The 14814-nt window shown below is 39.4% G+C and carries 12 protein-coding genes and 2 pseudogenes; 8 read left to right on the top strand and 6 right to left on the bottom strand.

Annotated features, from left to right (window positions below):
- Positions 1–102: 102 nt before the first annotated feature.
- Positions 103–1041: a TIGR03943 family protein gene (locus EEL30_19450; GenBank protein QDX94265.1), complete on the bottom strand. Its 939-nt coding sequence runs from the start codon at positions 1039–1041 to the stop codon at positions 103–105.
- A gap of 15 nt (positions 1042–1056) precedes the next feature.
- Positions 1057–2058, bottom strand: a complete 1002-nt coding sequence (locus EEL30_19445; protein QDX94264.1) for a permease — start codon at positions 2056–2058, stop codon at positions 1057–1059.
- 177 nt (positions 2059–2235) lie between these two features.
- Between EEL30_19445 and EEL30_19440 the strand changes: the two genes are divergently transcribed.
- The 7 genes from EEL30_19440 to EEL30_19410 all read left to right on the top strand — a co-directional run bounded on the left by EEL30_19440 (position 2236) and on the right by EEL30_19410 (position 9305).
- Positions 2236–2862, top strand: a complete 627-nt coding sequence (locus EEL30_19440) for a TetR/AcrR family transcriptional regulator (GenBank protein ID QDX94263.1) — start codon at positions 2236–2238, stop codon at positions 2860–2862.
- Positions 2859–3479: a DUF47 domain-containing protein gene (locus EEL30_19435; GenBank protein ID QDX94262.1), complete on the top strand. Its 621-nt coding sequence runs from the start codon at positions 2859–2861 to the stop codon at positions 3477–3479. Before EEL30_19440 ends, EEL30_19435 begins: the two co-directional genes overlap by 4 nt.
- Before the next feature lie 17 nt (positions 3480–3496).
- On the top strand, positions 3497–4495 hold the full coding sequence (locus EEL30_19430) for an inorganic phosphate transporter (protein ID QDX94261.1): 999 nt from the start codon (positions 3497–3499) through the stop codon (positions 4493–4495).
- A 177-nt stretch (positions 4496–4672) separates the two neighbouring features.
- A complete protein-coding gene (locus EEL30_19425; GenBank protein QDX94260.1) occupies positions 4673–5101 on the top strand; it encodes an Rrf2 family transcriptional regulator in 429 nt (142 codons plus the stop codon).
- 113 nt (positions 5102–5214) lie between these two features.
- Positions 5215–7497 carry a DEAD/DEAH box helicase gene (locus EEL30_19420; GenBank protein ID QDX94259.1) on the top strand — a complete coding sequence of 761 codons (2283 nt, stop codon included), beginning with the start codon at positions 5215–5217 and terminating at the stop codon, positions 7495–7497.
- The gene (locus EEL30_19415; GenBank protein ID QDX94258.1) at positions 7487–8788 is read left to right on the top strand and encodes an exonuclease; all 1302 of its coding nucleotides are present in this window, start codon (positions 7487–7489) and stop codon (positions 8786–8788) included. The genes EEL30_19420 and EEL30_19415 overlap by 11 nt, the downstream gene beginning before the upstream one ends.
- A gap of 244 nt (positions 8789–9032) precedes the next feature.
- Positions 9033–9305: a hypothetical protein gene (locus tag EEL30_19410; GenBank protein ID QDX94257.1), complete on the top strand. Its 273-nt coding sequence runs from the start codon at positions 9033–9035 to the stop codon at positions 9303–9305.
- Positions 9306–9456: 151 nt separating this feature from the next.
- Here the strand turns inward: EEL30_19410 and EEL30_19405 are convergent.
- From EEL30_19405 to EEL30_19390, 4 genes and pseudogenes are all read right to left on the bottom strand, one after another.
- Positions 9457–10423, bottom strand: a pseudogene (locus tag EEL30_19405) (MFS transporter).
- A gap of 18 nt (positions 10424–10441) precedes the next feature.
- Positions 10442–10715: pseudogene (locus tag EEL30_19400) on the bottom strand (hypothetical protein).
- 208 nt (positions 10716–10923) lie between these two features.
- Complete coding sequence (locus EEL30_19395; protein ID QDX94256.1) at positions 10924–12282, bottom strand: transposase; 1359 nt, start codon at positions 12280–12282, stop codon at positions 10924–10926.
- Between the two features lie 159 nt (positions 12283–12441).
- Entirely contained in the window at positions 12442–13632 is a 1191-nt protein-coding gene (locus tag EEL30_19390; protein QDX94255.1) for a F420-0--gamma-glutamyl ligase, read from the bottom strand.
- Between the two features lie 120 nt (positions 13633–13752).
- Here EEL30_19390 and EEL30_19385 point away from each other — a divergent pair, with 120 nt between their 5' ends.
- Entirely contained in the window at positions 13753–14643 is an 891-nt protein-coding gene (locus EEL30_19385) for a LysR family transcriptional regulator (GenBank protein ID QDX94254.1), read from the top strand.
- Positions 14644–14814: the final 171 nt, after the last annotated feature.

Genomic DNA, 14814 nt, shown 5'->3' with positions numbered 1-14814 from the left:
TTTAGTGTATATGAAAAAACAGGGTACACATAGGTTTTAACACTAAAGGAGGTATTTGAATCCTTATATGGTAAAAAAACAAAACATTTTTAGAAATACTTGCTAGGGTAGAGCTGAATAATAGACATACGGGTCTTTTGGTGCATCAACCTGAGAGATTTGTTTAGCCTGTAGGACCAGTAATTCATTGCCTTCAAACGATGTCAAACCTAAGGTTCCGCTAACCTTAACCCAGCTATCTGTCTTAAATTCTTTGGCATTGGCTGATTGGACGAGAACTCCCGAGACCTGTGCGTCTGCTGTACAACATGATACGGAGAAACGAGCAACCACAAATTCATTTTCTTGCATATCGGGCTGACGGTAGACAAATCCACTCATTTCTAGTGGGTGTCCATCAAATTCATGATTGAATACAGATAGTACCGTTAAACCATCTAAAAAGTTTTGGTCGGTTAGTTTCATGACGGGCTCCTTGTACAATGAAGTAGCGAAATCCTGATAAAAATCGCCAAACCCCTCAAACATCTTGCGCACCTCTTGTGTAGAGAGAGCAGTAGAGACATCCGTAGTTGCAGTCGAAGTCGAATCTAACTCCACACGATCATTTGTAGCATTTACTGTGATCTTTTCAGGTTCCTTTGAAAGTAATTTTTTAGCATCTCCTTGCAATAGATTAACCCCTTTTTGCTTGGCAATCGCACTATCTAGTACTTTATCAGGCATAAAAAGTCCCATTAAAACGGGAAGAAGGAAAAGCCCATATACAAACGTACTTTTCCAGCGGGTTGATGGTAATCCATGTGAGCCACCACAGTCGCATATTTCATCTGTCTGATCATTAGTTCGCCACGTTTGCCAAAAACTAGTTCCAGTTAATAGAAGCAAAATAGCAAAGGTTACATGACATAACATATGTAAACGTGGTGCTAGATATAAATTGATCGAGCCTGTCCAGATCAGATTAGCTAGGACCAGAGAAAAACCTAACAATAAAAAACTACGTAAATAGTAATGATGTTTTTTCGTTTGGGGACGCACTATCGAGACCTCCTATCATAATGGATAAAATAGAGTTAGCAACAAAACCAATAACGTCACTAAACTAATCAATTTCGCAACAAACCCGATACGGAAGACACTTGCTAACAGTAACGTATTTTTCAAGTCGATCATCGGGCCAAACACCATGAAAGCGAGTAAAGAGCCTTTGCTAAATGTGCCAGAAAACGATGCTGCAATAAAAGCATCTGCTTCTGAACAGAGAGAAAAAATAAACCCGAGCCCCATCATTGTTAGGTTGGCATGTAAGGGAGTTTCTGAGAAAGAGGTCAGAACATCCCGAGAGACATACACTTGAATAATCGCACTAATCAACGCCCCGAAAATGAGGAATTTCCCCATATCAAAGAACTCATCGACCGCGTGAGTAAACGTACTACTTAGCTTTTTTCCCTGCATGTTGAGATGCTGTTCCTCATGTTTTATTTCATATTCACTACCTATTTTCAAAGGGCTGGTTTTTTGTGTAAAAAAAAGAATGAGCCCCACAGCAGCAGCAACAATAAAAGCAAACAGAGTGCGATACAAAACCATCTGTGGCTGATTAGGAAAGGCAGTATAAGTAGCTGCCATTACAACTGGGTTAACGATTGGTCCTGCTAACAGAAAGATCATCCCCACATAAACAGGCATACCTTTATGAATCAGGCGACGTACAATCGGCACGATAGCACATTCACAGACGGGAAATAGAAACCCAAGCATGGTAGCAAACGGAATAGCTAGGATCGGATTCCTAGGTGTCCATTTTCGGACAGTTTCGTCACTAACGAAGGTTTGTAATAATGCAGAAAAGAACACACCAATCAACACAAATGGAATAGCCTCAAGCAAAATACTAAGAAATAGAGTTTTTACATCTAATAGCTGGGTAGAGTAATGTAGATTTGAAAGAATTGATGGGAGCTGACCTCCTGACAGAAATAGGTATAACAAAGCCCCCATGATCAGAGCAAAGCCCATTTCTAGAGAAATCGTACGAAGTTTTGCGAGCATATAAACCTCCTATTCAAGTATTCATAACATACTATAACAGATAAACCGAAATCATTACGATTTAATTTTTTTTCTAACACAGCTAAGTTTTCTAAAAAATTGACATCTGTTCTGTCTGTGAACTATACTTTTCCTTGCAAGTAAGTGCTTGCATTCATAAAACTAGGGTGAAAAGAGATGAGGAAAGAATCGACAAATGATAAAATTCTGCAAGCTACGATAGACTTGTTGAAAGAACAGGGCTACAGAGCTACGACTACGAAAGCAATTGCCGAAAAAGCCGGAGTTAATGAAGTGACAATTTTTAGAAACTTTGGTAGTAAAGACAAAATTATGGAAATGATCGTGCAAAGGCACACTTTTAAGATGGACAACATTAGAGATTACTTCACATGGGAACTGGAAGTGGACCTGTTACATATCGGCCAATATTTTTTGCGGCAACTTACCGAGATGCAGGATATTATTTCAATTAGTTTTCGTGACCCAACTGTGTTTGCTGAGCTTGTGAAAAAAATCTCGATCCAGCCGAATCAGTTTAAACAAATGCTGACTGATTATTTTACTAAGATGAAGGATAAAGGTAAGATAGCTGATATTGATTGTGTTGCTACGGCAGAATTATTTATTTGTCTCACCACGGGCTACTTTTTTATGCGACTGAGTATGTGTCAGTCGTTAATTACGTTGAATGAGCAAGAGATAATACACCATACTATAAACACATTCATCCGAGGGATATCACCTGGGACTCCTTCTGATTGTTTTGCACGAGATTTGGAGAAAGAGGAGGAGAATTTATGATTTTTAGACCAAAAGACGATAAATTTTTTAGCACTTTGAGCCAGGTTGTAAGCATTATTGAGGAGTCTGCCCAGTATTTTGCCCATTTTCCCGAGAAGAACGAGGAAGATCTGGTGACCTTCTCTAGTGTCATGAAAGACTATGAGCATAAGGCAGATACACATATACATAAAGTTATTATGGAATTAAACAAAGCATTTATCACACCGATTGAGCGCGAAGATATCTTGGCTTTGGCTGTGAAGCTAGACGATGTATTGGACGGTTTTGAAGAGCTTGCTTCTCGCTTAGAGATGTATAATATCAAAACGTGGGACGAGCATATGAAAGAATTTACTGTTCTGTTGCTTGCAGCTACTAAGGAGATTGCAGGGGCAACCGATCTGCTGTTTCAAAAGAAAATGCACGATATTCATCCTTATGTAGTAAAGATTAACGACTTGGAATCAAAAGCGGATGCTGTTCTGGATAGAAGTATTCGTCAACTTTTTGCTAATCAAAAGGACCCAATTGCCATCATGCAATATAAAGAGATTTATGAGATGTTCGAAGGCGTTGCAGATAGTTGTGAAGATGTAGCCAATGCACTTGAAACGATCATCATGAGAAATGTCTAAAGAAAAGGGGTTCCATGATGGATAGTGTACTTTTTATTTTGGTCTGTATCATCATCCTAGGCTTGGCTTTTGACTTTATAAACGGATTTCACGATACAGCCAATACGATTGCAACTTCCGTATCTACAAGAGCGTTGCCTCCTCATGTAGCAATCGTAATGGCAGCTTTGATGAACTTTTTAGGTGCCTTATTATTTACCGGGGTAGCCCAAACAATCACAAAAGATATTGTCGATCCTTTCTCCTTAGAAAATGGTTCGATTGTGCTCTTATGCGCTCTAATTGGAGCAATAGCCTGGAATCTAATTACATGGTACTATGGAATTCCTAGCAGTTCTTCACATGCGCTGGTTGGTTCAATCGCTGGTGCTGCTATCGCTTCAGAAGGATTGTGGAGCTTAAATTATTCAGGATTTATTCGTATTATGGAGGCCTTGCTGATTTCTCCTATCGTAGCGTTAGTCTTTGGATTTTTAATTATGTCTTTATTCAAGATTGTATTCCGCAATTCTAATTTGGCCAAAACGAATAAGGGATTTCGTATCTTTCAAATGATGACGGCTGCTTTGCAATCGTTTAGCCATGGAACAAACGATGCACAGAAAACGATGGGGATTATGACGATGGCCTTGATAACAGCCGGTCTCCAGACCACTACAGACATTCCGACCTGGATTCGAGTATCTGTTGCATTAGCAATGGGACTTGGTACTATGGTAGGTGGATGGAGAATTATTAAAACGGTTGGAGGCAAAATTACTAAATTAAAGCCGGTTAGTGGTGCAGCAGCAGATTTGTCGTCGGCCTTTATCATTTTTGGATTTACTTTCCTGCACTTGCCTGTAAGTACCACACACGTAATCTCCTCTTCTATTATGGGGGTAGGATCGGCACAGCGTGTGAAAGATGTGAAGTGGGGGGTAGCACGACGGATTGTGTTCACTTGGATAATCACCATGCCGATTACAGCACTGTTGTCCGCTGGTTTATTCAAGGTAGTCATGCTATTTGTGTAAAACAAGAACACCTAAAAGATAAAGAAAACCGATTATGTTCATAATAGAGCAGAGTCTGTTTGGAAGCTACCTCCTACATGTTATTTGGAGGTGTATCTTTTAGGTGTTTTTTTTGTGTCGAAAAAAGTATAAAGTAGGAGTAGCGACTATCCAAACATGGATATAGGGGGAGAGCAAATGGTAAATAGTCGTTTTGCAGTAGCTATTCATATCCTTTCATTAGTAGCATCCACTCCCTGTGGACAGGCTACATCAGCTTATATAGCTGGAAGTGTAAATACGAATCCGGTGGTTATTCGTCGCATTAGTAGTATGTTAAAAAAAGCAGGAATGTTAGAGTCTACAGTCGGTGCTCCCGGTGCCACGTTAACAAAAAGCCCAGAGGAGATAACTCTTCTTGACGTTTACAAAGCAGTGCAAAGCCCAGATGAGCTGTTTGCTATTCATGAGGAGCCTAATCCAGATTGTTCGATTGGGAAACAGATTCAACACACCCTGACCGACGTCTTTTCGAGTGCCCAGCAAGCGATGGAGAGAGAACTAGCAAGTAAAACCGTAGCAGATGTGTTGAATGGACTTGGTGTGAGTAAAAAGCTGACAGAGTAGCTCATCAACGGGTAAATAAGAGTACAAATACGTTGTGCATGTAAAGCTAGCGATCGACCGTCTATTCTTCTGCCTTCACTTGTACAATAGAAAGAGAAGAGGGTGATCAAAAAATGCTACGAAAGAAAAACATGACAGAACTCTTGGAAGAGTTTCGTTCCGACGAACGGATCAAACAAAACATCGTCAACTGGACGACCATTCCGCCCCGTGATCCAAAAGTGGTGCCGTTCCCAGAGCAATTGGATGAGCGCATCGCACTAGCTTTAAGTAAACGAGGAATTTCCTCTTTATATACACATCAAGAAACGGCTTTTCGCCATATTCAAAATGGGAAGCATATAGTCGCAGTAACTCCCACCGCTTCGGGAAAAAGCATGTGCTATCACTTGCCGGTATTGCAAACGTTGGCTCATGATGCTCAGGCGCGAGCGTTATATATGTTTCCCACTAAAGCCTTGGCGCAAGATCAAAAGAGTGAATTACATGAATTAATTAATGAGATGGGACTATCTATCAAAACGGAAACCTATGATGGGGATACACCAGCAAATATCCGGCAAATGGTGCGGAAAGCCGGCAATATTGTAATTACTAACCCGGACATGCTACATTCTGCAATCTTGCCTCATCATACCAAATGGGTGGCTTTTTTTGAACATTTGAAATATGTGGTAATTGATGAGCTGCATATATATCGAGGTGTGTTTGGGAGTCACGTTGCTAATGTTATTAGAAGATTGAAGCGTATCTGCGCCTATTATGGCTCACATCCGCAGTTTATTTGTACTTCCGCAACCATTGCGAATCCATTGCAATTAGCAGAACAGATTACAGAGGAGCAGATGGAGCTTGTAAACAACAATGGAGCTCCGACAGGGACTAAGCATTTTATTTTTTATAATCCACCTATCGTAAACCATCAATTAAATATACGACGCAGTGCAACTTTAGAAGCTAGGGACATTGCTTCCGCCTTTTTGACAAACGGAATTCAAACCATTTTATTTGCGAGAAGTCGTGTGCGTGTAGAGATTCTTCTTACCTACTTACAGGAGCTGATCCGTAAAAAACTGGGACCTAAAACGATTCAAGGCTACAGAGGCGGGTATTTACCAACGCAACGAAGACAAATCGAACGGGGACTGCGACAAGGTGACATTGTTGGGGTGGTTAGTACGAATGCACTGGAGCTTGGGGTGGATATTGGACAATTGCAAGCATGCGTCATTACGGGCTATCCGGGTTCCGTGGCTAGTACATGGCAGCAGGCAGGAAGAGCTGGGCGTCGTCAAGACGAGTCTGTTGTTGTCATGGTAGGTAGTTCTTCACCACTCGACCAATACATTATTCAACACCCTGAGTATTTTTTTGAACGAAATCCTGAATCAGCGCGTATTAATCCTGATAATCTGATCATTCTCGTGGATCACTTGAAGTGTGCAGCTTACGAGCTACCTTTCAACAAAGGAGATGCATTTGGTCAGGCTGAAATTGTAGAGATTCTAGAATTTTTAACAGAAGAACAGATTCTGCATTATTCTAAAGGGAAGTGGTTCTGGATGAACGACTCTTTCCCGGCGCATAACATCAGCTTGCGTTCTGCTTCACAAGAGAATGTGGTCATTGTCGACATTACCGAACGTGGACAGGAAAAGGTTATTGGAGAAATGGACCGTTTCAGCTCCATGACGCTATTGCATGAAGAAGCGATTTATCTGCATCAAGGAGTGCAGTATCAGGTGGAAAAACTGGATTATGAAGAGAAGAAGGCTTTTATTCGTGAGGTTCAGGTCGATTATTATACAGATGCTAACTTGGCTGTGCAGCTAAAAGTGCTAGAGTCAGATGCTACACGTATGCACAAAGAGACCGAATTGGCTTACGGAGAAGTAGCCGTCAATGCGATGGCAACGATTTTTAAGAAAATCAAGTTTGAGACGCATGAGAACATTGGATCAGGTCCGATTCATTTGCCAGAAGAAGAATTGCATACGAATGCAGCTTGGATTAGCTTTCCAGAATCCATCCTACAGACAATTGGACAAGAGGAAGTGGAGTTGGGGCTTGTTGGGGCAGGACATGTGTTGCAACACGTTGCGCCTTTGTGGGTGATGTGCGATCCTAAAGATTTACATGTAATCACCCAGCGAAAAGCTGTTCATTCTAGTCAACCTACTATTTTCTTTTACGATCGCTATCCAGGTGGCATTGGGCTTAGCGAACAGGTTTATAAACAGATGGAAATCATTCTTGCTAAAGCGGAAGAGATGATTAGCTCGTGTCCATGTGCCTCAGGATGTCCTTCTTGTATCGGATATGTAGAACAGGATGGAAAAGAACTAGCACTATCTCTGTTGCGTGTGGCGCAAGGAGGTGCAGCGTTTGTCTCTTAAAAACAAATTGCAGCGGATGAGAAAGCATCTGACGACTGGTAGTAACAAGGAGCAGGTGGACGGGCAGGAAAAACCGGAACAACCTGAATCCCAGATTCCGTATGCGGATACGTGGAGACGACTTCAAGCCAAACCGTTCTTTGGTGAGGAAGAGTATGCTATGGTGCGAGAAGTGCGCTATCCGTTAGACATGATTCATGGAAACTATGAATTTTCGGCGTTACTTGACGTCATTCATAGATGGAACGAAAGTGGTTTGGAGCATCCCTTATCTGCTGCTAACAAACGTCCAGAGGATTTGCTGTTTTTTGATACGGAAACAACTGGATTACACGGCGGAGTGGGCAATACCATATTTTTGTTAGGCTACAGCAAGCTCGAACAAGATGAAGTGGTAGTTCGACAGCATTTTCTGGCCGATCCTTTTTCTGAAATTACGTTGTATCAATCTTTTTTAGCAGATGTAAAAGAGTCCAAACAGCTTGTCACGTACAATGGAAAATCATTTGACTGGCCGCAGGTGAAAACTAGGCATACTCTGGTCCGAAATGATGTGCCTGCCCTGCCTGTATTTGGACATATCGATTTGCTACACGGGGCGAGACGACTATGGAAGAATGAGCTGGTATCTTGTCGCTTGTCCATTATAGAAGAACAAAAGCTGGGAATCAGACGCTTGGAGGATGTTCCGGGTTCACTTGCTCCCATGCTTTATTTTGATTACGTACGCCAGCAGGATCCAGAGCATATCGCTGGTGTTTTGCAGCATAACGAAGTAGATGTACTCTCTCTAATCACCTTATATATTCATATTTCTAACATGCTACTGTCTGTAGAGACTGTTACGATTTCTATGGAAGAACGCTATGAAGTGGCTCGCTGGTACGAAGCGATAGGAGCAGAGCAGATGGCTTTGTCCCATTATAAGGAAGTGGCACGGAGTACACATCCCTATGCAGGGCGGGCAAAAGCTGCGCTTGGGCACTTATACAAACGTCAAAGGGACTGGACCAAAGCGCTTTATTGCTATGAAGCTTGCATGAGAGAGAAAGAATGGGGCACCGAAGACATTTGTATCGAGGTAGCCAAGATATATGAGCATCAATTGAAAGAATATGATAAGGCATATGCGTATACAAAACTGGCATTCGAGCGCTGGCAAAAGAAAACGGCGTATTTACGACAACGCAATAAAGCAGAACGGGATATGTACGAGAAACGACTCATTCGATTAGAGAAAAAGCTGGGTCGGACTAGTGAGAGTTTGTTTCGAGGGGATTATGCCAAGTAATCTTTACTACGATTGTATGTCAGCTTATCAATTCATATAGTTTGAAAGGAAAGACTTTCTCTTAGTAGGCAGTGGCAGTACTGAGGGAGAGTCTTTTTGTCTTTCTCATATAAATTCCCGATAGTTCAGGCGCTCTATTGGTCCAGGAAGCGGGGATAGTTTACATCCATTCAGCATGTGCATGTTCCAATATGGGGCTGATCACTTCCATAGCTCCTAGATATCATAAAAGGAAGTGCAATGAATGACAGTTTTGAATTCAAAGCATTTCAAACAGGTTGATAATGTACTGAAAAAATTCTCTCCTGATACTGATAAAGATTTCTCTTCTTTTACTGTAAGCTTACCTTGGGGGATTAGTTGGAGCTTTGAAGCTGGGAGGAAAATCTCGTTAACAGTAGATGGGAATTATAGTGATGGCGATGTTAAGTGGAATGTTAAGACTCATTGGAGCAAGTTAAGCCTACCCGATATATTTCTGACATTGAGCTATTTCGTTTACCACCTACATTCATAGAACAATTTAATTCAGGGGCTATCCACTGTATAAGCTACGACCCGAACGCAAGACCACACCTATAAACAGCTAATTATAGTAAGCCTCACCACAGGTCATATAAGCCACATTCTTAACTGCCACCTTTTATTGAACTATCGTCCCCGTTAGTTTAAAGTACGTTTACTTCCTCTGCGCTCGATTTGAAAAATTTTATTTTTATCATAATCAATAAGAAAGCAAGCAGTGTAAACATAATTCCGCTCCAGAAGAGTTGATGTATACCCAAGTGAGAAATAAACCAACCACCAATAGAAGTCCCTACAGTAATTCCAAGATTGGAAAATGAGACAAACAAGCTGTTGCCGAATTCGGGAGCTTCTTTTGCCTCAGTCGTTAACCATGCTTGACTGACAATAAGCCCGCCAGAATGCACTGCTCCCCAAATGAACACGATAACAACCATCGGAATGAAATAAGAACCCAAATAAAAAATTTCCCAAAATCATAATTAGACCAAAAGCCATCAGCATGATACTAATCCATGATCCGTTCATATGTGTTACTTGTCCAAGATATTCAGTAAAGTAGCTGTACACAGAAAACATAGCTGCAAAGAGAAAAATAACTGTCACGATATTTAACCACAATTGAGGTTTGCGTAATATACCAAGCTGCTTGCCATAAGACATTTTTTCCTTAACAGGCATGGAGGGAAGCCAAGCTAATATTCCTACAAAGGCAATCACACTTACAAATGCTCCAAACAAGAAAGCAGCTTCTAACGAAAACTGTTCCGCGAGATAAGAAGTCATAGGCACACCAAAAGCAAACCCGACAGTTATTCCGGCAAAAACCTTTGTAACCGCTTTGCTGCTTTTTTCCGAAGGGACAAGTTTAGCTGCAGTCACAAGGGCTACTGAAAAAAAGACAGGATGAAAAATGGCAGGAAGAATACGGAAAGCTAGCATAACATCGAATTTCGTAGTATAGGCATAAACAATATTTGAAATCGCGAAAATAAGTACAGCAGTTAAGAGAATGACTTTACGATTAATACCGGAAGCGAGTAATGTCAGGAATGGACCTGAAATGGCAACGACTAAAGCAAATATACTTACAAGCCATCCTGCCTGTGAAGCCCAATAAGACTTGCTCTATTTGATTGGTTCAAAGTAAGTTACTTTCTTGCCATTTTGAATAGCATATCCAATCACCGATATATTCATTTACATTGATACATAGATTTCATCTGATATATCAATTTTGTGATAGTAAAGTCTTTCAAAGAGTTTAATTTGTTCCTCGGTTACTTAATATTATCTTTTGTCCGAAAAAGCCAAGACTAAGGACTATTTTTCGATTCAATGTCAAAACAGCTATTGCTTCTTCGAACTTCTTTTTGAACTATGTTGGACCGCAAATAGTAATTTATATGTATCCATGATTTTTCGTTAGATATGGATTAAGAAACCTTATGATGAGAGTAAATCGTATTGTGAACGTATAGAATAAAAAAAAGCAATACTAGTAAAAGCTAGCATTGCTTTTTTATATACAATTGAATCAATTTCATAAAGGCTTTTTTCAAAAATGATTAGACTATCCCTACGGGATCTATGCTGTTTTTTTGAAAAAATTAAGCTACTACTTTCATCCTACTTGCCAGTTCCTTACGAATTCGATCCACTGCTAACTTGGATGCATTATAAACAAGAGTAACCAAATCAAAATGGACTTTTGCCCTCTTTCCTGTGCGATATCGGACATTGTTTAGCTGAAAGAACTCCTTCAAATAAGCATGTACTCGCTCCACAGCTGTTCTCTGGTCATAGAGTTCTTCCCACGTTTTCGTTCCTCTGGCTGGCGCGGTGTACTTTCGAAGATCGGTTTCAGCCTTGATTTTATAGACTTTTTGACAGAGAGAATCTTGAGACAATGGACAGTCTTTACATTCTTTTGGCCGTACAAATTTCAACGTTTTGTACTTTTTATCATAACTGTCGTAACGATAAGAGCATTCTCGAACACAAGTTGGCGCAAAATGTGAATCGAACCCAATCATTTCTCCTTCATTCCGCTTGTTGTAAGCAATAATCGCTTGTGCGTTCATTCGTCCGATTTGTTGATAGATCGGGACATAGTCATATCCCGCATCCATGATTGCATATCGCATGTGATTGGGCAGGACAGTTTGAATTCCCTTCAACAAAGGAATCGCTGCTTTCCCATCGTTCATACTTCCAGAGGACATGAGGGAGCAAAGAATATACTGACTTTTCGTACTGACTGCAAGATGAGCTTTGTATCCAAACCAAAACATGTTCTTTCCATCACTATTTTTCTTAATTCCCCAATCAGGTTTGATAGGAACTTGGGACCGTAGGTCCTCCAACGTCACATCCAGTTGAGCTGCAATGGTTTTTTCATATAAGGACTTCTGGGCTTCCTTTTCTTGCTTTTGCTTGTCGTAGATATCTTTTTCTGCTTTTGATTTACGTCCGCGTTTTTTCAATTCTGGTTTCGTCTTTTTTTCTTTTTCCACACCACGATCACGGGATTCAAAATGGGTTGCATCGATGGCAATTGCTTCATCGCCTATGAACCCTTCCTGAATTGCTTGCAAGAGTAACTTGTCTTGGACTTTTTCGAGGTGTGCTGTTTCAGAAAGTTTATGAACCAGACGAGAGTACGATGCCTCGGAAGGAAGACTGTCACAAAATAGAAAACCGCATTCCATTCGAAAGATAAAGTCATGTTTTAAACGTTTCCGCAAATCTTTCACAGTTGGAATCCGTTCTACGATTCGAGCGACCAGAGAATACAGCATGGCAGCATAATTCAACTCAGTAGGAGCTCCATAGATCGATTTTTTGGAAATATAGAAAAGAATCGGTTCAATGTCAAGAGTAGAGAAAATAGCCTCAAAACGTTTGGGAGGTTCTAAGTCGAATAATTCTTGTATATCAAATAGGCTTCCTTGTTTTATAATAGACACTGGGAGTCACCACCACCTCTTAAGTTTAGATCGCACTTAACTTATTAGAGATTTGGGGAGGTACTCCTTTTTCTATGCTCAAAAACCCTTGAGCCCGTAGGGCTCTGATTTATGAAATTGATTCAATTATCTAATCAATTCATTCATTGATTAATAATATTATTTTGTATAATTATCAAAATAACCTTGTAAAAAGACAACGGGTGTTCCTTTATCTCCGCTTCCCGAAGTTAAATCGGATAGAGAACCTATAAGATCAGTAAGTTTTCTAGGTGTAGTACCTTGTGCTTCCATCGATCCTACAAGATCAGAACCTTTATTGTTAATGTATTGAGATATAGCTTGTTTAAGTTCTTCGCCTCTTAAATCAGCAAAGTTATTATCAGCAAGATATTTTAACTTTACTTCATTAGGTGTACCATCAAGTCCTGATGTGTAAGCTGGTGATACAACTGGGTCAGCAAGTTCCCATATCTTACCTACTGGGTCTTTGAATGCTCCATCTCCATAAATCATGACTTCAACATTTTTGCCAGTCTTTTCTTTGAGCATATGTTGTATTTTATCAACTATCGGTTGACAATTACGTGGGAAAAGTTTAACACTATCTTCTGTTGATTTATTTGATCCTAGCAGACCATATGCTTCATTACATCCACTGCCATCAATAGACTCTGATAATATGTTATCGAGGCTATAAATGTTAACCCCACCATTTGCTTTCAATATTTTCTTAGTTCTGAATCTTGTATGGATATCACAAGTAAGAACATTTTTTGTATAATCTAAAATGGTCTTTGGATTATTTGAGAATATAACCTCACATTCAACACCATATTCTTCAACTAACGATTTATAATAATCAATATAATCAACACCAGTAAAAGTATGTTTATTATATCCAAAATGATCACGGAATTGTTTTTCTGTTAAAACATCTGTCCAAGGATTAACTCCTTTTTCATCAAGCGTGTCTAAATCCACTAAGTGATTACCAACTTCATCAGATGGATAGCTAAGCATTAAAACAATTTTTTTAGCTCCTTTTGCAATACCGCGGAGACAGATTGCAAAACGATTACGACTTAAGATAGGGAATATTACTCCAACAGTTTCTTCCCCAAATTTTGAATTAATATCTTTAGCAATATTATCGATAGTAGCATAATTACCTTGAGCACGAGCAACAATTGATTCTGTTATCGTAACGATATCTTTATCATTAATGTTAAAGCCTTCAACTTCTGAAGCTTTTAACACACTATCTACAACGATTTCTTCTAAGTTGTCCCCTTGATTTATTATCGGGCAACGAAGACCTCTAACAACTGTTCCAACTACTCTTTCCAATATAATCACTCCTTTTAACTAGTAAAGTTAATTTATATTATGTAGATACTTGTAATATACATCGGCTTAATGATATAAGTAAAATTAATATATCGAATGGTAGGTATAAGGAGTGTTTATATGGTGAGTAAATTAGATTTGTATAAAGTATTTTGTAAGGTAGGGAAAAGTGAAAGTTTTTCCAAGGCAGCAAAAGATCTTTATATGACTCAACCAGCTGTTAGTCAAGCGATAATGCAATTAGAAAGAGAATTAGATATACGTCTATTTAATAGAACACCTAAAGGGGTATCTTTAACAACTGAAGGTAGCCTTCTATTTGAATATGTTAATTCGGCTATTAATTTAATTGAAGTTGGGGAAAAAAAGATTTTAGAGTTTAAGAATTTAACAACGGGGGAATTAAAGATAGGCGTAGGTGATACTATTTCTAGGTATTTTTTACTTCCCTATTTAGAAGCTTTTCATAATAGATATCCCAATATTAAGTTTAATATTGTCAATGGTACAACAATAGAGATCTGTTCTATATTAAAATCGGGAGAGGTTGATATTGCAATTTGTAATTTTCCGCTTGATGATCCTACATTAGAACTAAGATCATGTATTGATATCCATGATATTTTTGTTTGCGGGGAGAAATATAAGAATATATTTTCTAAACCATTAAGCCTTGATGAACTAGTAAAACTGCCATTAATATTACTTGAAACGAAATCAAATTCAAGAAAGTATGTAGAGGATTATATGATATCTAGAGGGATAAAGATTTCGCCAGAATTTGAATTAGGCTCACATGATTTATTATTGGAGTTTGCTAAAATAAATTTAGGGATAGCATGTGTAACTAAAGAATTTTCCCAAGAGTATTTACATAAAGGATTATTATATGAAATACGACTAATTGAAGAAATACCAAAGAGAAATATAGGAGTATGTTTTTTAAAAAGTGTGCCTCTATCACCAGCTTCAACAAAATTTGTTGAGATAATAGAAAATAAACAGGTTTGAACCTCTCATGGCTAAAGCCACGAGATTCCTGCGCTATCACATCCAACGAAGTGAGAATTAGCAGGCTATCCCCGTAGTCCCTACGGTTATTGAAAAAAAGTGTACGTTGGACTCTTCTCTCTGACCTACTGCTTGGTTTTCGCTTTTCGGTCAGAGAGGACGAAGGTGCTT

The organism is Brevibacillus laterosporus, from assembly GCA_007833815.1.
Taxonomy (GTDB): domain Bacteria; phylum Bacillota; class Bacilli; order Brevibacillales; family Brevibacillaceae; genus Brevibacillus_B; species Brevibacillus_B laterosporus_D.
This window is presented reverse-complemented; position numbering and strand designations above follow the sequence as displayed.